The organism is Abyssibacter profundi, from assembly GCF_003151135.1.
GTDB lineage: Bacteria > Pseudomonadota > Gammaproteobacteria > Nevskiales > OUC007 > Abyssibacter > Abyssibacter profundi.
Window position 1 is genome coordinate 1 of sequence record NZ_QEQK01000023.1, and the last position, 20,370, is coordinate 20,370.

The following is a 20,370-nucleotide window of genomic DNA, read 5'->3' on the forward strand; positions in this document are numbered from 1 at the left end:
CAGCGGCAGCAGCAACAAACCGCCCAGGGCACCTGAGCCGCCACCCGTGGAAGCCGCCGGCTGGCTGGGCGTACCGGGGTTGCTGCCCGTCCCGCCCACGCTCACCGTCGCCTTGGCCGTCGCGGTGGATTCGTCACTGGCCGTGACCGTCAGGCTGGGCTCGTAGCTACCCGGTCGGGTGTATACGTAGGTCGCCGTGTCTTCGGTCCCACACTGCGGGGCCTCACCGTCATCGAAGTCGAAGCAGTACTCGGTGATGGTTTCGCCTTCGCTGGTAAACGACTGCGAGCCGTCGAAGACCACCTGCAGCGGCGCCGTCCCCGAAGTCTCGTCGACCGTCAGCTGGGCCACCGTGCCGTTGTCGCCCTCGACGGTAATCGTGATCGTCGTGGTGATGGTCACCGTGTTGGACGTATCGCTGTTGCCGAAGGCGTCGCTGACGATGACGTAGGCCTCATACGTTCCGGCCGCGCCGTAGCTGTGCGTGGCAATCGGGTCGCTGGTGGTCGAGGCGTATTCCTCCTCGGAGGCCTCGTCACCAAACACGAAGGTGTAGTACAGGTCGCTACCTTCGGCATCGGTATAGCCCGAGTCACTGGCGTCGAAGGTGAACACCGTCTCGGCATCCCCGTTCACCGCGTCGCCGTCCGATTCAGCTCCGTCGCCGCTCACCGCCAGCACAGCATCGATGGTGGAGCCCGGGCCGGCCGTGTTGCCGCCGCCGTCTTCCGCCACCGTGATCGTCTGGCTGGCGGAATCCGTCGCACCCGACGCATCGCTGACCGTCACTGTCACAACGTAGTCACCCGCCGTCGCATAGCGATGCGTCACCGTGGGGCTGGTAGAGACCGTCGTCTGGGTTCCGTCACCCAGATCGAACTGGTAGTTCAACGCATCGCCGTCAGGATCGGAAGATGCGGCGGCAGAGACCGTGATCTCTTCATCCACACCCGCTGTTGCCGGTACTGACAACGCGGCCACCGGCGCCGTGTTGATGTTCTGCTCGGCAACCAAGGTCACCGTGCCCGTGTACGGGAGGTTGTTGTTGCGGTAGCCAAAGACACGACTGGTATAAAGCCCGCCGCCGGCACTCTCGATGGTCACCGCCTCGGAGGGCTCGGCACCCTCTTCAAGCTGACGATTGGTGGAAGCACCGATCACACCGCCCTCGGGGCCGATGAGTTCCAGATCGATATCCTCTGGAAGCGTAGCGGACCACTCGATCTCGACGGTCATGGAAGCCAGGGCGCAGCTTGGTTCCAGCAGGAACTGGTAAATGCTGTCCTCAAAGCCGCTCGGGCTGAAACTCACCGCCGGCGTCGAGTACACGGCGGCGGCCGTCGCCGCGAAATTGATCACCGAAGACTCTCCGGGGGCCGGGCATTCCACCGGCTGCAGTCGTTCCGGCTTCTGTTCACCCAGCAGTTTGGCGATCGCAGCCGCTGTATCGATGTACCCGAAACCGACCTCAAACGGCTCGTAGGCGGTTTGGTCCGCCCGCTTCATGGGAGTAGCCGTCGACGTGATGAGCTCGTAGACGTCCTCGAAGCTCAGCGATTCATCTGCCTCCAGAATCAGCGCGATCGACGCCACGACATGCGGTGCGGCCATCGAGGTTCCGGAAATGGTCGCGTACGCCGGATTGTCCAGATCGGGAATGCTGGTCGACGTGAACCCGTTGATTGCTCGGCTAGCGGTGATGGCATCGCCCGGAGCGGTGATATCGGGCCCTGCGATGGCGTTGTCGGAACGTCCTCGCGAGGAGAAATCAGTCAGTGTCAGTGCCCGCGTACCGGCGGCCACGCCGATTGCGCAAGGGTTCTGAGCATCCGCACTGATGGTGTCCTCATCGGGACCGGCATTACCGGCGGCGAATACCGGAATAATCCCGGCCTGATAGAACGCACGAATCGCCTGACTGGAAGCCGTCGAGGGGTCAAAACGGAACGCACTACCAACCGCAGGGCCATAGGAGTGGTTGGTCACGCGGATGTTGTAGTCGTCCTGCACTTCCAGGACGTAGTCGAAGCCATCCAGCAGGAATGCATAGCTGGCACCCGCATCCACCGCAACCGACAGCATGTTGACCTGCGGGGCCAGACCGACGATGCGGCCGTCAGACTGCGCACCGTTGCCAGCGATGGTCCCAACAATGTGTGTGCCGTGACCCTGGTTGGTCTCGGAGTTCTCGACTGGCGGGACGAACTCAATGGCCTGCGGCCCGACCATTCGCACGTTGCCGAAGGTCTCCAGATGTTCGAAGTCGCCCTGCGTCTTGTCCCAGCCGGTATCCAGTACGGCGACACCGATTCCATCCCCCGTCACGGTGTAGCCAGCCGGCTCCTTGCCCTCGCCGAAGGCTGCCCGTGCAGCGTTGACACCGATGAGCGGACCGGTCGAATCAATCAGCGACCGGACTTCCGGGTCAGTCGAGACCGAAATCAGTCCCAGGTCTCGGCCCAGCGCTGCAAGCTGGTCCAGGAGGTCCGTTGACACCGTCAGTGCTGGTAACACGACGAAATTCAGATGGCGCATCGCATAGGCATCACGCGCAACATCAACAGGAAGAAAATTCGCCAAGCGAACACGTTCTAGCGCTGCATCTCGGGCCGCCGCGTCAGCGAAGGTCAGAACAATGCGCTGGAACTTGCCAGGCTGAAGTGCAGGATCAATGGCCGCCGCCACTGCCCCGGATTCGACGGCACCAAACGCGATGTCGCAGGCCGTGGGACCGGACTGCTGCGCCAAAGCGGACAGCGAACAAGTCGAAGCAATACCAGCGATCAGCACCCGAGATCGGGCGCTCTCAAACATGGACATGAATCCCCCCAGTGGGATGTAAAGCCAAGATGTGAAGGGCACGTTAAACAACTCTTGTGCCAAATCAAAGTTTGCCCAACGCAAAGGCCGGCTCCCCGCTGGCGACCTCACCCCGAGAAATGACACCAACATGACGGTCCGTAGCCACCGCGTACGGCACCCGATGGGAGGTTGTGGCTGGCGGATGGTGCTGAAGGCTGGCCAGACCCCGCCAACAAAAACGCCCCGCCGAGAACCCCGGCGAGGCGTTGTATGACAAGCGACCCTGCGGCATCGCTGCCACAGGACCGCATCAGCGGGGACTAGCTGCGGCGGCGGGCCAGACCGAAGCCCAGCAGCGGCAGCAGCAACAAACCGCCCAGGGCACCTGAACCGCCCCCCGTGGAAGCCGCCGGCTGGCTGGGCGTACCGGGATTGCTGCCCGTACCACCCACGCTCACCGTCGCCTTGGCCGTCGCGGTGGATTCATCGCTGGCCGTGACCGTCAGGCTGGGCTCGTAGCTGCCCGGCCGGGTGTAAACGTACACGGCCGTGGCTTCGGTTCCGCACTGCGGAGCCTCACCGTCATCGAAGTCGAAGCAGTACTCGGTGATGGTCTTGCCGTCACTGGTAAACGACCGCGAGCCATCGAAGGCCACACGCAGCGGCGCCGGCCCCGAGGTCTCGTCGACCGTCAGCTGCGCCACCGTGCCGTTGTCACCCTCGACGGTAATCGTGATCGTCGTGGTGATGGTCACGCTGTTCGACGTATCGCTGTTGCCAAAGGCATCGCTGACAATCACATACGCGGTGTACGTACCGGCGGCACTGTAGCGATGCGTCGCAATCGGGTCGCTGGTGGCCGGGGCGAACTCTTCTTCGGAGGCCTCGTCACCAAACACGAAGGTGTAGCGCAGGTCGCTGCCCACGGCATCGGTATAGCCCGAGTCGCTGGCATCGAAGGTGAACACCGTCTCGGCATCCCCGTTCACCGCTTCGTCCTCTGCTTCAGACCCGTCGCCACTCACCGCCAGCACGGCATCGATGGTCGAACCCGGACCGGCCGTGTTGCCGCCGCCCGACCCATCCGACACCGTGATCTGCGCGACCGCGGGATTCGTGCTCATGGCCCCCAGGTCGTCGGTCACCACGACCTCAGCCTGCCAGGTGCCCACGTCGTAGCTATGCGTCAGCGTGCCGGTGGTGTTGGTCACTGTCGGCGACCCATCACCCGGCGTGAACGCGTAGCTGACGATGGAACCGTCGGCATCTGACGACCCGGTGGCATCCAGCGTGACCGACAACGGTGCATCGCCTGTCACTGGCGATGCTGCCAGAGCCGCCAGCGGTGCGGCATTGGGCGCACAGCTGTTACGGGTAGGTACGTCGTAGTCCTCACCGGAGCCTGCGGCATTCCCGTTCGGCATGGCATCGCCGTTGAGCGAGAACGACAGAACCGGCGTGGTCACACCCTTGAAGCTGCCGACCAGGAAGTCACTCAGCAGCCCGCCATCGGGAATGCCGATGTTCTGGGCATCGATGACCAGGGTGATGGTGCCGTCGTCACTGTAGTTGCTCTCGGGCTCGGCGGGTGTCGGCGTGCCGTCGACGAACTGCCCCAGACGCTCTCCGTCATTGTCCTCGGACACGAGATAGCTCTGGAACGCAACCTCACCCAGGGCATCAGTGACCATCCGGACGCCGCGCACTATCCCCGATGGATCGATGAATCGAGCGTACCAGGCAGAATCCGGCAGCGGGGGGCTATCGAAGCCGGCCACCTTGAGCGTGAAGGTGATCTTGTAAGGACCCGTCGATGCGTAGACCGTAGCCACTGACAGCGACTCGATGTCGTACTGCGGATCCGGGGTGGCGTTATCACCCGAATCATCGGTCGCCACCGTGTCACCCGGCAGCGTGCAGACAGCCGGTGCCAGGCTGGCAGGAGACACCTCGTTGCTTGCCGCTCCCATGCCCTGGCTGTTGGAGGCGAAGACCCGGTAGGTCACGACCGCATCCGGGTCCGTCACCTCGGTATCCAGATAGCGGCGCTCGGTCGTGGTCGCCAGCTGCTCAAAGCCGCCTGCTTCCAAAGCGCGTTCCACCGTGTAGCCGGTGATCGCCGACTGGCCGGCCGTCGGCTCGCTCCAGTTCAGCAGCACACCCTCGGCCGTGCGCGCAGCCTCCAGGCTGGGCGCTCCGGGGAAGATCTGATTCTGGGTTCCGTCGAATGCCGACAACAGCGTCTTGCCCGCCGATTGCCGGGCGATGACGGCCGCATCGTCATAGTTCATGGTGCCGTCCACGACACAGGCCGTCCCGGTACAACCGTCGGCGTAGCCGATGATGATCCGGCCCTTGCTGTCGATCTCGATGTCCATGAAATCCAGCAAGTTGCGGTGCGGCGGTGAATCCTCACAGCCTGCACCCGCGTCACAGACCGAGTTGCGCTGCGTGGGATCGGCAGGTTCCAGCTGTTGCACCTCCCAGTTCTGGCCGCGGTCGTAGGTGGTGGCCAGATACATGTGCCAGACGGCGCCCTGCATCTCGCTGACGCTGCCGGAGTCGCCCTCGAAGGTCGTGCCGTGGAACGCAAATGCGGCACGGTCCGGGTCACCCGCGATGATTGACGGGAACACGATGTTCTTCAGACCGAAGGGCGCACCAACGTCCACTGCGGGGCCTTCCCAATGGATGGTCGGCGCACTGGGATTCGACTTGTCGAGCGTACCCACGATCACCATCGGACGATCATCGCCCTCTTCACCGTAGGCGTAGTAAATCGTCTCGCCATCATTGGCGATGGCGATGTAGCTGTCCCAGCGCCCACGCACCGTGTCCGGCACGGTCACGAAATGGAAGGTATTGCCAGCATCAACCGAGATCGACACCCCCTGGCTGCCCTGACAGGTGTTGTTCATGGGCAGGTACACGGTGCCATCTGGCCCCACCTGGACATGACCGTGGTTGTTGCACAAATCGCTGGTCTCAACACCGAACAGCGGGAAGGCCACGCGGCTGGGGTTGAACGTCAGGCCACCATCATCCGAACGCGAGCAGAACGCATTCACCACGCTGTGGGAGCAGTAGTACAACGCACGGTCGGACAGCGCGCTCAGCGGCTGCATGCCGTCAGGGTAGGGGCCGGCGGCAAAGGACTGGTTATCCGCGCCGTGGGGTGCACCACCACCTTGGGACGGCAGCCAGCTCTCACCGCGATCGCTGGTAATGCCGATCATGCTCGTCGCGCCCAGCAGGTGCGACAACCAGATGGTCGGGTTGTAGCTGCCATCCGCGTAGGGGTGCGGATCATCCGTGATGAACGGATCCAGGCTGGTGAAGTTAATCGGGATCGGCGCGCTCACGTCTTCCCACAAGGCGGTCGCCGGCGAGGTGCTGTCATCAAAAGACACACGCGCCTGGTCGAAGCCGGCCATGAAGAACACCTCGTCCGTATTGCGATCCAGCCCGATGGTCGGTTCGCGTGCGGCAATGCCGGCCATCCCGTTGTTGGGTCGGTAGATCGCCATCGCGGGGCCACCTTTGGTGACCGAGGCGCCACCGCCGGACGGTGATGAACCCGGATCGAGCTCCATACGCACGGTCGCGGTCTGACCGGCCACCAGGAACGGCACAATCACGACACGGTAGTCGGTGGAACCGGGGGTCGGAACCACCTGCATCATCTCGGGGTTCGCGGAGGTTGCGCCCGTGGTGCCCGCCACCTCGCTACCCGTGGCGCTGCGCAGATAAAAGTCGAAGTCGGTCGCCGATGGGCCGCCTGCATCGCTGGACGGATCAGGCCAGCCACCCGTTACGCGAAGTCGCGCGTTGGGATTGGCCAGCAGCCAAGCTTCCGAGACATCGACGGTCAGATCGAAGAAATCGCAAACGAGCTGCTCGTTGCAGGTCTGCTCGACCTGTGCAGACGGGTTGGACGTGTTGTGTGGTCCGGACTCGATGGTCAGGACCGGATTGTCCGGTGTCAGCGTACCGCTGCCGAGCTCTTCTGCCAGTGCGGCAGACGAGGCGAAAGAGAATGCGGCGACGACTGTCGCCGCGAGGCCGTGCTTGAACATGTGCTCTCCCCAGAGTCAGTTCCCGACCGACTGCAGGCCGGTCGCCTACAGCCCCATGGTGGGATTCCAAGACCACGGAGACTATTTAACCGTTATTTCACGGTCAAGCCCGCCGGTCAGGCGAATGTCAAGCCCGTCGCACCAACTTGGCGCTAACCGCCTGCGTCATCCTCCAACGCTTCCCAACGCGCATACGCCGTGTCGAGCTCCTCGCTGGTGGCCGATGCCTGCGCCTGAAGGTCGCCAACAGCGTCCGGATCGTTGGCATACGCATCGGCCAGCGCGTCAGACAGCTCCGCCTGCCGGGCCTCCAATGCCTCGATGCGGGCGGGCAATTCCTCTAGCTCACGCTGCACCTTGTAGCTGCGCTTGCGGGCAGGCGCGCTCTTCTTTGGTGCGGAAGGGGTGGCTGCGCGGGCAGCCTCGGGCCTGTGCTGGGGGCGCTGGCGCAACCAATCCGCATATCCGCCCACGTAATCACCAATCCTGCCGTTGCCCTCAAATGCCAGCGTACGGGTCACAACATTGTCCAGGAACGCGCGGTCATGGCTCACGACCAGCACCGTGCCGCTGTATTCGATAATCCGCTCCTCCAGCAACTCCAGCGTTTCGACATCCAGGTCGTTGGTGGGCTCATCGAGAATCAGCAGATTGGAGGGCTTGGAGAACAGGCGGGCCAGCATCAAACGGCTGCGCTCGCCCCCCGACAGCACCCGCACCGGGCTACGGGCTCGATCTGGGGGAAACAGAAAATCGCCCAGGTAGCTGATCACATGCCGGGGCTTGCCGCCGATGGTCACGCTGTCCTTACCCTCGCCGACATGCTCGACCACGGTCTTGTCGGGATTCAGCTGGTCTCGCAGCTGATCGAAATGGGCGATCTCCAGCTTGGTGCCCAGACGCACGGAACCACTATCGGGCGCCAACTGCCCGAGCATGAGGCGTAGCAGTGTGGTTTTGCCGACGCCATTGGGGCCCAGCACGCCGACCTTGTCCCCCCGCATAATTGTTGTCGACAGGCCATCGACGATCACCTGTTCGCCGTAGGCGTAACGCAGCTGCTCGACTTCGGTGACCAGCTTGCCGCTTCGTTCGGCCTCCTCGACGGCGATCGTCGCCGTGCCCTGGCGCGTGCGCCGTTGCTGATACTCGGCTCGCATCGCCTGTAACGCACGGACCCGCCCTTCATTGCGTGTGCGTCGCGCCTTGATGCCCTGCCGGATCCAGGCCTCTTCCTGGGCCAGCTTTTTGTCGAACAGGGCGTTCTGCTGAGCCTCGGCGTCCAGGGCTTCGGCCTTGCGTCGCAGATAATCCTCGTAGCTACCGGGCCAGCTCGTCAGTTGCCCACGATCAAGCTCGATAATCCGCGTGGCCAGCCGCTTCAGAAACGCACGGTCATGGGTGATGAACAGCAAGGTGCCCGTCCAGGACAACAGGAACGACTCCAGCCAGGCAATACTGTCAATGTCCAGGTGGTTGGTGGGCTCATCGAGCAAGAGCAGGTCTGGGTTCGTGACCAGCGCCTGGGCCAGCAAAACTCGCCGCTTCAGACCGCCCGACAGGGCCTCGAAACGCGCCTCGCCGTCCAAGGATAATCGGGACAGTGTGGCCTCGACCCGGGTCGACAGATTCCAGCCATCCACAGCCTCCAAGGCCTGCTGAGCCTCAGCCAGCCGGTCGAGATTGTCCGGCTCGGTCGCCAGGACATGATGATAGGCCGCCACGCAACGACCGGCTTCGCCGAGTCCCGCTGCGACCACGTCATACACCGAGCCGCTGGTCCCTTGCGGCACTTCCTGGGGCAACGTCGCCACGACCGGCGCGTTACTACGGTCGATCTCTCCGCCATCCGGCTCGATCTCGCCGGCCAGCAACTTGAGCAGTGTGGACTTACCCGCACCATTGCGACCCACTAGGCAAACGCGCTCGCGCGGCTCAATGACTAGGTCGGCCCGGTCAAGAATGGCATGGGTGCCGACGTGAAGATCGAGCTGGCGGGCAGACAGGAGCATGGCGGGATCGCGAACCGGATGGGCCGCGCATTGTAGAGCCTGCGCTGTCCTAGAGCGGATGCTCCATGAAGAACTTCCACATCAGCGCATTGGCATCGAGATCCAGCATCGGCTCGCCGCCGCAGGTCGACGCCACCGGATTGGCGTCGACCCCCGGCCAGGTGTGGCCGCCTTGCTCCACGGTACAAAGCGTCACCGAGGCGCCATCCTGGCAGGCGCTGTAACGCTCACAGGTCGCATTCCCTTGCTGATAGCTGGGCCGCAGCGGCGGCAGGGCGCAGCGGTTGTTGTCCACCCAAAAGTCGATACTGTCAGCCACCGGTGGGCGCTGCCCGCCTTCCGGCCCCGTGCTTTGCCCGCCGTCGAAGGGCACGCAGGTATCAGCCAGGCCATGCGAATGAAACACCGGCACCGCCCGCTCGGGCGCACAGGTGAAGACCGGCGCCGGCGGCTCTGCAGTTAAGTCGCGATCCATCAACGTCGCGGCGTTGGGTGCGATGGCGGCGATGCGCTGCGACAGCTCACAGGCCAGTCGATACACCATCATCCCCCCGTTGGAATGTCCGGTGGCATAGACCCGCGTCGCATCAATCGGCAGCACCGCGTCGATGTCATCCAGAATCGCCGCCATGACCGCCACGTGATCAATGGCCTGCTCTGCGGCAGGGCCACAGCAGCTACCTGCGTTCCAGGTCGACAAAAACCCCCGCGGCGTTGCCAGCACGAAGCCTTCGGCCTCCGCCGTCTCCCGCAGTCCGGTTAGCGCGTCGTGATCCTCCGGACCGGAGCCGCCGCCATGCAGAGACAACAACAAGGGACGGACCGTCTCGGCGCCGGGTTCGATGCCCGACGGCACGAAGAGACGGTAGTCATGGACCAGCCCCTCCACGCGAACAGAGCGCTCATAGGCGCCCGAGCCCAGCGCTGCCGGCTCGGTCGGCGTGGATTGATCCATGGTGGGCCCGCAGGCGGCGAGCCACACGAGCATGGTCAGCAATCCCCCCCGGGCGCTGGCAGCATTCATCAATGATCGGAACCGGTGAAATGTCTGCGCAGCGTACCCAACATGCGGGTGTGAGCCTGCCCGTCAGACACCGACAAGGCTGTCGGATTATTGCCCGCGCTTGGCGCGCTTGGACCAGTTGAGCTTGCGGTATTTATGACCGATATCACGCGCGCGCTGGCGCTTGGATTCGAGAATCTCGGCGTTACGCGCCTGCTCGGTCCGTAAGTCCTGCAGGCTTTCAAGGCGGCGTGCGGGCAAGCGCCCGTCTGCGATGGCTTCGCGCACGGCGCAGCCCGGCTCGGCGCCGTGCTGGCAGTCCTGAAACTGGCAGCGCTCCGCCAGACTCAGCACATCTGCAAACACCCTGGAGATACCGCGTTCACAGTCGGTGAGCTGCAGCTCTCGAATCCCCGGATTGTCGATGAGCAAAGCGCCGGAAGGCAGAGGAAACATGGCCCGGACCGTGGTCGTGTGCCGCCCCTTGTCATCCAGCTTACGAATCGCACCGGTCTCCAGGTTAGGCGCGCCAATCGCATTCCCCAGGGTGCTTTTGCCCACGCCACTGGAACCGATCAGCGCCAGCGTCTCCCCGAGCCTCAGCGAGGCCACCAATGCGCCCACCTGCTCGGCACTGCGGGCATCCACCGCGTGAACGGGCACGCCGGCGAGCAGACTGGCCGCTTGGTCAGCGTACCCGGCGACCTGATCCGTGAGATCCGCTTTGGTCAGGACGATTTCGGGCGTGACATCACAGTCACAGGCCAACACCAGATAACGCTCGAGCCGGCGCAGACTGAATTCCTGGTTGCAGCTCGTCACGATGAGCAGCCGGTCGACATTGGCCGACAACACCTGCCGATGGACGTGCTCCCCTGCGGCCTTGCGGGTGATGGCGTTCCGTCGCTCCAGAATGCGCGCCACGCCTCCGCCGTCGGTGAGTTCGAGCCAGTCCCCCACCGCCACGCCATCGAGGCCGCCCGCAGTGGCACGATCGATCCGATCAAGACCTTGTGGCCCACGGACTTCAATATCGCTGCGATGCACGGCGAAGACACGTGCCACATGCGCATGGGCTGCGACCTGGGCGGCCTCGGCATCCGTCCATCCGAGGGATTCCAATCCGGTGGTGGTCAACTGTGCTGCCCGGGTTGCAGCCAGGGCCACGGAATCAGCATCTAGCGACGCGCAGCCTGTTCGCGTGCAAACGCGGCGTAGTGATCGACGAACGACTCCAGCGCACCGGCCTGTCCGCCCGCCTCAATCTCTGTCATCAGGCGCTGCAAGCGGAACCCGGCAATCCGCCCCGGGAGCAGAAAACCTGATTGACCCACTTCCAACGGCTGCGTCCCATCCAAGGCCTCAGGCGGGTAACGCCGGTCCCAGGCAGCCGCTGCGGCGTCTTCGGAATCGAAGACGGTCACCTTCAACTTGTAGAAACCGCGTCCTTCTTCCTCAGGCAGCCAGTACCGCCAGTAGGCGGAGCCCTGGATGCCCTGCCCCGCCATGGTGGCCACCATAGGCCGCTCGCCCTCGGAGAGGGTGGAGAGATCCTCCGGGACGTGGACGATGGACTTGTCCTGGATGCGGAAGCTGCCAGCAGGGCTCTCCGCCGGCAGCTTGAATGCATCGACCTGCCAGACGACCGGGGCCGGGTCGGAATCCGCACAGGCGGCCAGCACGGCCAGCAGCCCGATAACCAGCACCCGAACGGTGCGCGTTGCGGCCATGACCACCGTCAGCACCCTGCTGGAGAGCAAACCATCAGGCCTTGGCCTGGTTTGCCACGGCTTCAGCCGCCGCTTTGGCGGCTTCCGCATCACCCAGATACCCCTTGTCGATCACCTTGAGGTCATCATCCAGCGTGTACTTCAGCGGGATGCCGGTCGGGATATTCAATCCGGTGATTTCGTCATCCGAAATGCCATCCAGATACTTGACCATCGCACGCAGGCTGTTGCCATGCGCGGCCACCAGCACGGTTTTGTCTGCCTGCAGGTCCGGCACGATGGCGTCATGCCAATAGGGCAGGACGCGCTCCAGGGTCAGTTTGAGTGATTCGGTGCCGGGCAGTACGCGGGCATCCAACCCCTGGTACCGACGGTCATGCACCGGGTGACCCGGATCCGACACCGGCATCTCCGGCGGCGGGGTGTCGTAACTGCGCCGCCAGACCAACACCTGCTCCTCGCCGTGCTTGGCGGTGGTCTCGGCCTTGTTCAAACCCTGCAAGCCACCGTAATGACGCTCGTTGAGCCGCCAGTGACGCTGCACCGGCACCCAGAGTTGGTCGGCTTCGGCCATGGCCAGCTGCATGGTGCGGATCGCACGCTTGAGCAGCGAGGTATGCACGACATCGAAGGCCAGGCCTTCATCCTTCATCAATTGGCCGGCGGCCTGGGCCTCGGCCACACCTTGCTCGGACAGGTCGACATCAACCCAGCCGGTGAAGCGATTTTCAAGGTTCCACTGGCTCTGGCCGTGTCTCAGCAGGACGAGGGTCTTCGTCATCGATTGGTCGCGTTTCAAATGAGTAGTCTGATGATACCGCAGGGCGCGTAGCGGCCGGCGCAGGGCCAGCTGCGGGCCGCGGCTTGCGTGCCTGCTCGCGGATGAAGCTGGCAACCTTGTCGACCGCATCTGACAGGCCGCGCAGGGGCGCGGCGAACACGGCGATCATCTTTTGGTGCGACATCTTGGGATAGATCACCAGTGTTGGCCGTCCGCCCTCCTCGGCGATCCGCTGCGCCAGATCGCGTGAGTTATTCGCGTACACCACATTGTCGTTTTCGCCGTGGAGCAGCAGCGTCGGCGGGACCTGCCCATCGACGAAGTTCACGGGCTGCGCCTTCTCATGTTCGGATTCGGGGCCGAACACGGCGCGAATCTGCGCATCCTTAATCGGCGTGAAATCGTAGGGCCCCGACAGGCCGATCAGACCCCGGAGCCATGCGCGGCTGCCGCCGACTGCCTGCAAATAGCGACCATCGGTGGCCAGCATGGCGGCCAGATGCGCACCCGCCGAATGCCCCATGACGAAGAGCTTGTCGGGATCGCCGCCATAGCGATGGACCACCTGGCGCGTCTGGGCCACTGCGCTGGCCGCGTCCTCGACAAAGGCGGGAAACCGCACGTCAGGGTAGACACGATAATCCGGCACCACCGCCACGAAGCCACGTGATGTCAGCGCCTGCGCCACGAATTCGTAGAGATCCTTGCTGCCCTCGCGCCAGCTGCCGCCGTAGAAGAACACCACGACCGGCGCATCGTTGGCATCGGCAGGCGAGTAGATGTCCAGACGCTGGCGGGGATGATCGCCGTAGGACAGATTGATGGCCTTCTCCAGCCCCCGCTGGGGCGTGAAGGCATTCAGCACCTGCTGTCCTGCACAGCCGCCCAGCAGAACCGTGCCCAGCACCAGCAGTGTCAGCCTGCGTCCTGCAGTCCGAAGCATCCATGTCATGTCATTGTCACCAGTTCTTCCGCACTTGTGGGGTGAATGGCCACGGTGTCGTCCAAGTCCTGTTTCCGCGCGCCCATCCGCATGGCCACCGCAAAGCCTTGCAGCATTTCGTCCGCGCCACCGCCGAAGAGGTGACAGCCGACAACGCGCTCATCCTCGCCCGCGCAGACCAGTTTGAAACAGCTGATCTGCTTGTTATCCAGCACGCCGTAGTACAGCGATCGGAAGGTGGATTGATACACCTTGATCGCGTCGTCACCGTACTGCGCCCGCGCCTGGGCTTCCGTCAATCCGACGGTTCCGATCGTGGGTGAGGAGAACACCACGGTCGGAATCATCCGCATGTCGAGATGACGGTCGACCTGCCCGCCGAAAACCCGATCAGCCAAGCGCCGACCGGCCGCGATCGCCACCGGTGTCAGCGCGGGCCCGCCGGTGACATCACCCACCGCGTACACCTGGGGCTGATTGGTGTTCTGGTAGGCATCCACCGGCACAAACCCGCGGCTATCGCAGTCCACGCCCGTCGCGGGCAGGTTCAACGTGTCGGTGACGGGCCTGCGCCCCACTGCCCAGAGGACCTGCTCGACACGCAGAGGTTCCGGCCCGCCGTAATCGACATGGAGTTCCTCGCCGACCTGCTCAATACGAGACACCACGGTATTGGGCATCATGCGGACACCCTGGGAGGTCATGGCCTCGACCAACAGCGGCCCCAGCATGGCGTCGAAGTCACGTAACACCGTATCGCGACGATAGAGCAGGCTGGTCTCGGTCCCCAGTGCCTGAAGAATGCCGGCCAGTTCGACCGCGATGTAGCCTGCACCAATGACCGCGACACGGGCCGGACGCTGTTCCAGCCCGAAGAACCCATCGGAATCGATGCCCAGATGGGCCCCGGGAATCTCCGGCCGCTCCGGGCGTCCGCCCACGGCGATCAGCACGTGCTCTCCCACGTACTCCTCGGAGCCCACCTGCACGCGACGTGGCCCGATAAACCGGGCGTCGCCGCGCACCACCTCCACACCTTCGCGCTCGAGGTTGGTGTCGTAAATCCCATTGAGTCGGCGGATATAGGCCTCGCGGCGCTGCACCAGCCGCTGCCAGTCATGCGTCATCGGCTGACCGTCGAAACCATAGTCATCCATGTCGCATTGCGACTTGGCCAGCCGGCCCGCCTGCCACATGACCTTCTTAGGTACGCAGCCCACATTGACGCAGGTGCCGCCCATGCGGTCGCGCTCGATCAGGATGACCCGTGCGCCATGCCGGGCCGCGCGCCGCGCCGTTGCCACGCCGGCGCTACCGCCGCCGATCACGAGAAAATCTGTTGCTACGGTCATGCTTCCGATCCTTGTTTCCGGCAGCGGATCACCACGAGGTGATGCCCGCCACGCGAGGCATATGGGAACAATGGTCCCCGGCTTTCATTGTGGTGCCCCGGCCCAGGGCCTAGACTTCCATGAACGACTTGAGGGGGTCCGGGGATGGAATCAGCGTCGAGCGCAATCAGCACCTTTGTTTTCTGGGGTATCGCCCTGGGAGCCGTGCTGTACGCCATCATCATCTACAACAATCTGGTCAACCTGAAACACGCCGTCAGCAAGGCATGGAGCAACATTGATGTGTTGCTCAAGCAGCGCCATGACGAGCTGCCGAAGTTGATCGAGACCTGCAAACAGTACATGAAGTTCGAGCAGGACACGCTGGAGAAGGTGATGCAGGCGCGCTCTGCAGCGCAGGCCGCGCGCGCCAACGGCGATGTCAAAGGCGTGGGCCAGGCCGAGACACAAATGCGCCTGGGCCTGGGCAACCTGTTCGCGGTGGCCGAAGCCTACCCGGAACTCAAGGCCAACCAGTCCTTCCAGCAGCTACAGGCGCGCATTTCGGGGCTGGAGAACGCGATTGCCGATCGTCGCGAGTTCTACAACGAAACGGTCAACAACAATAACGTCCGCATCGAGCAGGTGCCCGATGTGCTGATCGCCCGCATCTTCAATTTCCAACCAGCCGATCTATTGGAGTTTTCGGAGGCCGAGAAGGCCGACGTCGACGTCCGCGCCCTGTTCAGCTAGCCCTCGATCGGCCCGGGTCATCGGGCGCAGACCATGGACCAACTGTTTCACGACATCGCCGCGGCACCGCCGGGAGAGTTCTGGTTTGCGACGGGTGCATTGGCGTTGGCCGCGCTGGCCACGCTGATCGCCACCTTCGTGTTTGTGAAGCGGGCCAGGCTGATCACCGACACGCCGACGGCCAAGATTCGTTCCGCGCCGCAGGGCTACGTGGAGCTTTGCGGCTACGGCAAGATGCTTGATGGGCCGCCTATCCATGCCCCGCTCACCCACGCCCCTTGCGTGTGGTGGTGGTACAAGATCGAAGAACGTCGCACCAGCCACTCGAATGGCAAGCGCACCACGCGCTGGGTGACCATTGATCAAGGGCGCTCCGATGCCCTGTTCCTGCTGGTCGATGACACCGGTGAGTGCATCGTCGACCCGGAGGCTGCCAAGGTCATCCCCGAGATCCGCCACCGCTGGCATGGCAGCACCCGCCGACCCAGCGGCGGCCCCAAGAGCGGTGGCTTCGGCCTGTTCGGAAAGTATCGCTACGTGGAACACCGGATCGCGCCGTTGCATCCGCTCTATGTGTTGGGCCAGTTCCGCTCACAAAGCGTGCATCACAGTTTTGACGAACAGGGTGAGGTGCGTGAACTGCTCGCGGAGTGGAAGCGAGATGAAGCAGCGCTACTGCGCGAGTTCGACGCCGATGGCGACGGCAGCATCGACCTGGACGAGTGGGAGCAGGTCCGGGCCAAGGCCGTTGCCCAGGTTCGTGAGAAGCTCGCTGACCAGGCCGCCCACCCGGATATCCACGTGCTGGCCCGGCCCGCGGACCGCCGGCCGTACATCCTCTCCGCAGTCCCCCAGGAAACCCTGGTTCGTCGCTACCGGATCCAGGCCGCCCTGGCCTTTGCCGGCTTCCTGATCAGTGGCGCCGGTAGTGTATTTGCACTCACGGCCCGCGGGCTGCTGTAGCGCCTCCGGAGGCCGAATTCCGCCCGGACCACATGCTACAGTCGGCGCCCCTTGACGCCACCACCCGAGCATGTCGAACCCACTACTGGAAATGCTCCGCAGCCAGTCGCTGCCCCCGTTTTCCCAGATCCGCCCCGAGCACGCAGAGCCGGCCCTGGACGCCGTACTGGCGGCCAATCGCCAGGTCATCGCTGAACTGGAGCAACTCGACTCGCCCGACTGGGATCGCTTTGTCGCCCGCCTGGAACAGCTGGACAACGACCTGCACCGGGTCTTCTCGCCCGTCAGTCACCTCAATGGCGTCGCCAATTCGCCCGAATGGCGCGAGGCCTATAACGCCTGCCTGCCCAAGTTGTCGCAGTATTCCACCGAGTTGGGGCAGAACCAGGCGCTGTATGAGCGTTTCGAGCAATTACGGCAACAGGCTGACTTCGCGCAATTGCCTCAGGCCCGCAAGACCATCATCGACAATGCCATCCGGGATTTTCGTCTCGCTGGCGTTCACCTGAAAGGCGACGCCCGGGCGCGCTACGCGGCCATCCAGCAACGACTGTCGGCCCTGCAAACCCGCTTTCAGGAACAGGTACTCGACGCCACCGAAGCCTGGAGCTGGCACACCGACCACGCCGACGACCTGGATGGGCTGCCGGAGCGCGCCGTGCAGGCCGCCGCAGCCGCCGCCAAACGCCAGGACCGGAGCGGCTATCTGGTGACCCTGGATGCCCCGAGCTATATCGCCGTCATGACGCATGCCCATGACCGTTCACTCCGTCAGCGTCTCTACGAAGCCTTCGGGACCCGGGCATCCGACCAGGGACCGCATGCAGGGCAATGGGACAACAGCCCGGTGATGCAGGAGATTCTCGACCTGCGGCAGGAGCTGGCCGGTCTCGTGGGCTTTGACAGCTACGCCGATTACTCACTGGCCACGAAGATGGCCGACTCACCGGCCACGGTCGAACAGTTCTTGCTGGACCTGGCCGCCAAGGCGCGCCCCGCCGCCGAGCAGGAGTTGCAGGCGCTGGCCGCCTTTGCCGTTGAACGGGGCGGGCCCGACACACTGGAGCCCTGGGACATCGGCTACTACGCCGAGCAGTACCGTGAAGCGACGCTGGGCCTGTCCGACGAAATGCTGCGACCCTATTTCCCGGCGCCGCAGGTCCTGGCCGGCATGATGGAAGTCGCCGAACGACTGTACGAAGTGCGTTTCGAGCCGGTTGCCGATGCCGACCTGTGGCATGAAGACGTGACGGCTTACGCCGTGCTCGATGGCGATGGCAGCCGCCGCGGCCTGTTTTATGTCGACCCCTATGCCCGACCCGGCAAACGTGCCGGCGCCTGGATGGACGACTGCCAGGGGCGTTATCGCCATGGTGACACCGCGCAGCTTCCAGTGGCATTTCTCGTCTGCAATTTCGGTGGCCCGGTCGATGGCAAACCGGCCTGCCTGTCACACGACGAAGTGGAGACGCTATTTCATGAATTCGGCCACGGATTGCATCACCTGCTGACGCAGGTCGACGAGCTCTCCGTGTCGGGCATCAATGGCGTTGCATGGGATGCGGTGGAACTGCCCAGTCAATTCATGGAGAACTGGACCTTCGAACGCGAAGCCCTGGATCGCTTCGCGCGCCACGTCGACACCGGCGAAACCATTCCCGACACCCTGCTCGAGAAGCTGCGCGCCAGTCGCCGCTTCCAGGCTGGCATGGCGACGGTGCGGCAGCTGGAATTCGCCCTATTTGATCTTCGCCTGCACCGGGACCATGTCCCCGGTCAGCCGGCCCGCATCGGCGAGACCTTGGATGCGGTACGCAAGGACGTGGCCGTCATCCACCCCCCTGCGTGGCACCGCTTCCCCTGCAGCTTTTCACATATCTTTGCGGGCGGTTACGCAGCGGGCTACTACAGCTACAAATGGGCGGAACTACTGGCTGCCGATGCCTTCGAGCTGTTTGCTGAACGCGGTGTTTTTGACGCAGAAGCCGCACGCCGGTTCCGCGACACCATCCTGGCCCGCGGCGGCAGTGAACCCGCTGGCCAGCTCTACGAGGCCTTCCGCGGCCGCCCCCCTGAACCTGATGCCCTGTTACGACTCCACGGACTCGCCGCATGACCAACACGACAACTCGCCTGGCCACCTGGAACGTCAATTCCCTGAACGTTCGACTGCCGCATATGCTGCAATGGCTCAACAGCGATGCCGCGGATCTGGTCGCGGTTCAGGAGACCAAACTCACGGATGACCGGTTCCCGGTCGATGCCCTGACCGAGGCCGGCTGGCATAGCGCCTGGCATGGACAGAAAACCTACAACGGCGTCGCGCTGATCAGCCGCTCACCCATCGAAGACGTCACGACAGGCATTCCGGGCTTTGACGACACCCAGGCCCGGGTCATTGCCGGCAGTGTCGGTGAGCTACGGATGATTTGCGTCTATGTCCCCAACGGCCAGGCCGTGGGCTCCGACAAGTACAGCTACAAGCTGGAATGGCTGGCCGCCTTGCGCAGGTACATCGCCGACAGCCTGCGCGAACACCCCCGCCTGGTGGTGTCCGGCGACTTCAACATTGCGCCCACCGTCGACGACACCCATGACCCCGATCGCTGGGAGGGCAATATTCTCTGCAGCGACGCTGAGCGTGCCGCGCTGGCGGCCCTGCTAGACACTGGCCTGACCGACGCGTTTACCTGCGTCGAACCACCCGAACAGCGGTTCACCTGGTGGGATTACCGTCAGGGCGGTTTTCGGCGCGGGCACGGTCTGCGTATCGATCACCACCTGATCAGCGCCCCTCTGGTGGAAGCCTTCGGGGATTTCCGCATCGATATCGAACCGCGCCGCTGGGAACGTCCGTCGGATCACACCCCGGTCATCTGCGAGCTGCGTGGGAACTGAGACCCGGGTCACGCCCCTCTGTAGCTCGCCGCATCAAGCTGGGTCTACCATCGCGACCAGTACGCGAGGTGGACCGATCTTGGGGAAGCCCGGTCATCAGCGCGGAGGACACGACATGACACAACAGCCGCACCTTGATGTGACGGGCACCGTTCACCTGGCCGACCCCTCGGCCGTGCAAAGCGCTGTCCTGGAATTGCTTCAGCATCGGTTCGCGGATGTGGATCGCACGTTGATTACGCGTGCCTTTGAAACCTTCGAAGCGCTGTTTGCGGGCCTGCTACCCGGCTATCACGGCTGCGACACCTGGTACCACGACGCCCAGCACAGCCTGGATGCGACGCTGGCCTTCGCCCGACTGCTCGACGGCTACGAGCAAAGCGTGCCCCCTGCCGAACGGCTGGGCACCGAGCGCGCCATGCTCGGCGTCATCATCGCCCTGTTCCACGATGCCGGATACGTCCGCTCCGAACGCGACATCGGCCATCGCAACGGGGCCGAATTCACCCTCTGTCATGTGGCCCGCAGCGGCGCATTCATCAGCGATTTCCTGCAAGACACGCCGCTGGCGCAGCACGCGGAGATCGCACGTCAAATCGTGCATTTCACGGGGTATGAGATCGCGCTGGACAAAATCCAGGTGCATGACCCGCGCGACCGTCACCTGGGCTTCTTTCTGGGTACCGCAGACCTGCTCGCGCAAATGGCCGACGCCTGCTACCTGGAAAAATGCTGGCACCACCTGTATCGCGAATTCTCGATCTGCGGCCTGGCCGGTGAGCCGCGCCCCGGACGCCCGGAGCCCGTCTACAGCTCCGCCGAAGACCTGCTGCGCAAGACCCCCGACTTCAATCGCATGGTCTGGAAAGACCGCCTCGACGGTTATTTCGAAGGCTGTTACCGCTACCTCACCGCCCACTTCAACGGCGACAACCCCTACGTCAACGCCATCGACCGCCATGTGGCGCGGCTGGACCATCTGCTGGCCGATGATGCCCTGCATGAACTCGCCGACGAGCCGGAAGTGATCGGCGCCGCGCAGTTGCGCTCAAGCCTGAACTCGTTTCCGGCTGCCTGA

Annotated in this window: 14 protein-coding genes; 5 read left to right on the forward strand and 9 right to left on the reverse strand. The window is 63.9% G+C overall.

The features are described from left to right. From DEH80_RS16755 to gorA, 9 genes are all read right to left on the reverse strand, one after another. Positions 1–2,814: S8 family serine peptidase (locus DEH80_RS16755; RefSeq protein WP_165831537.1), on the reverse strand; the 2,814-nt coding region annotated here is incomplete at its 3' end. 308 nt (positions 2,815–3,122) lie between these two features. Further along, positions 3,123–6,878, reverse strand: a complete 3,756-nt coding sequence (locus DEH80_RS16760) for a PKD domain-containing protein (protein WP_109721676.1) — start codon at positions 6,876–6,878, stop codon at positions 3,123–3,125. A gap of 152 nt (positions 6,879–7,030) precedes the next feature. Further along, complete coding sequence (locus tag DEH80_RS16765; protein ID WP_109721677.1) at positions 7,031–8,890, reverse strand: ATP-binding cassette domain-containing protein; 1,860 nt, start codon at positions 8,888–8,890, stop codon at positions 7,031–7,033. 49 nt (positions 8,891–8,939) lie between these two features. Next, positions 8,940–9,878: a CE1 family esterase gene (locus DEH80_RS16770; protein WP_165831538.1), complete on the reverse strand. Its 939-nt coding sequence runs from the start codon at positions 9,876–9,878 to the stop codon at positions 8,940–8,942. Positions 9,879–10,001: 123 nt separating this feature from the next. Beyond that, a complete protein-coding gene (rsgA, locus tag DEH80_RS16775) occupies positions 10,002–11,060 on the reverse strand; it encodes a ribosome small subunit-dependent GTPase A (protein WP_109721679.1) in 1,059 nt (352 codons plus the stop codon). 11 nt (positions 11,061–11,071) lie between these two features. Beyond that, the gene (locus tag DEH80_RS16780) at positions 11,072–11,623 is read right to left on the reverse strand and encodes a hypothetical protein (protein WP_165831539.1); all 552 of its coding nucleotides are present in this window, start codon (positions 11,621–11,623) and stop codon (positions 11,072–11,074) included. Positions 11,624–11,657: 34 nt separating this feature from the next. After that, the gene (gene gpmA, locus DEH80_RS16785) at positions 11,658–12,404 is read right to left on the reverse strand and encodes a 2,3-diphosphoglycerate-dependent phosphoglycerate mutase (protein ID WP_109721681.1); all 747 of its coding nucleotides are present in this window, start codon (positions 12,402–12,404) and stop codon (positions 11,658–11,660) included. Further along, positions 12,352–13,356, reverse strand: a complete 1,005-nt coding sequence (locus DEH80_RS16790) for an alpha/beta hydrolase (RefSeq protein WP_243412842.1) — start codon at positions 13,354–13,356, stop codon at positions 12,352–12,354. Before DEH80_RS16790 ends, gpmA begins: the two co-directional genes overlap by 53 nt. After that, positions 13,353–14,699, reverse strand: a complete 1,347-nt coding sequence (gene gorA, locus DEH80_RS16795) for a glutathione-disulfide reductase (protein WP_109721682.1) — start codon at positions 14,697–14,699, stop codon at positions 13,353–13,355. Before gorA ends, DEH80_RS16790 begins: the two co-directional genes overlap by 4 nt. A 144-nt stretch (positions 14,700–14,843) precedes the next feature. Between gorA and DEH80_RS16800 the strand changes: the two genes are divergently transcribed. From DEH80_RS16800 to DEH80_RS16820, 5 genes are all read left to right on the forward strand, one after another. Next, positions 14,844–15,431, forward strand: a complete 588-nt coding sequence (locus tag DEH80_RS16800; protein ID WP_109721683.1) for a LemA family protein — start codon at positions 14,844–14,846, stop codon at positions 15,429–15,431. 33 nt (positions 15,432–15,464) lie between these two features. Then, positions 15,465–16,394 (forward strand): GIDE domain-containing protein, encoded by a 930-nt coding sequence (locus DEH80_RS16805; protein WP_109721684.1) that lies wholly within the window; start codon positions 15,465–15,467, stop codon positions 16,392–16,394. Positions 16,395–16,464: 70 nt separating this feature from the next. Continuing rightward, complete coding sequence (locus DEH80_RS16810; protein ID WP_109721685.1) at positions 16,465–18,510, forward strand: M3 family metallopeptidase; 2,046 nt, start codon at positions 16,465–16,467, stop codon at positions 18,508–18,510. Continuing rightward, entirely contained in the window at positions 18,507–19,292 is a 786-nt protein-coding gene (gene xth / locus DEH80_RS16815) for an exodeoxyribonuclease III (RefSeq protein WP_109721686.1), read from the forward strand. Before DEH80_RS16810 ends, xth begins: the two co-directional genes overlap by 4 nt. Before the next feature lie 115 nt (positions 19,293–19,407). Next, positions 19,408–20,370 (forward strand): hypothetical protein, encoded by a 963-nt coding sequence (locus tag DEH80_RS16820; protein ID WP_109721687.1) that lies wholly within the window; start codon positions 19,408–19,410, stop codon positions 20,368–20,370.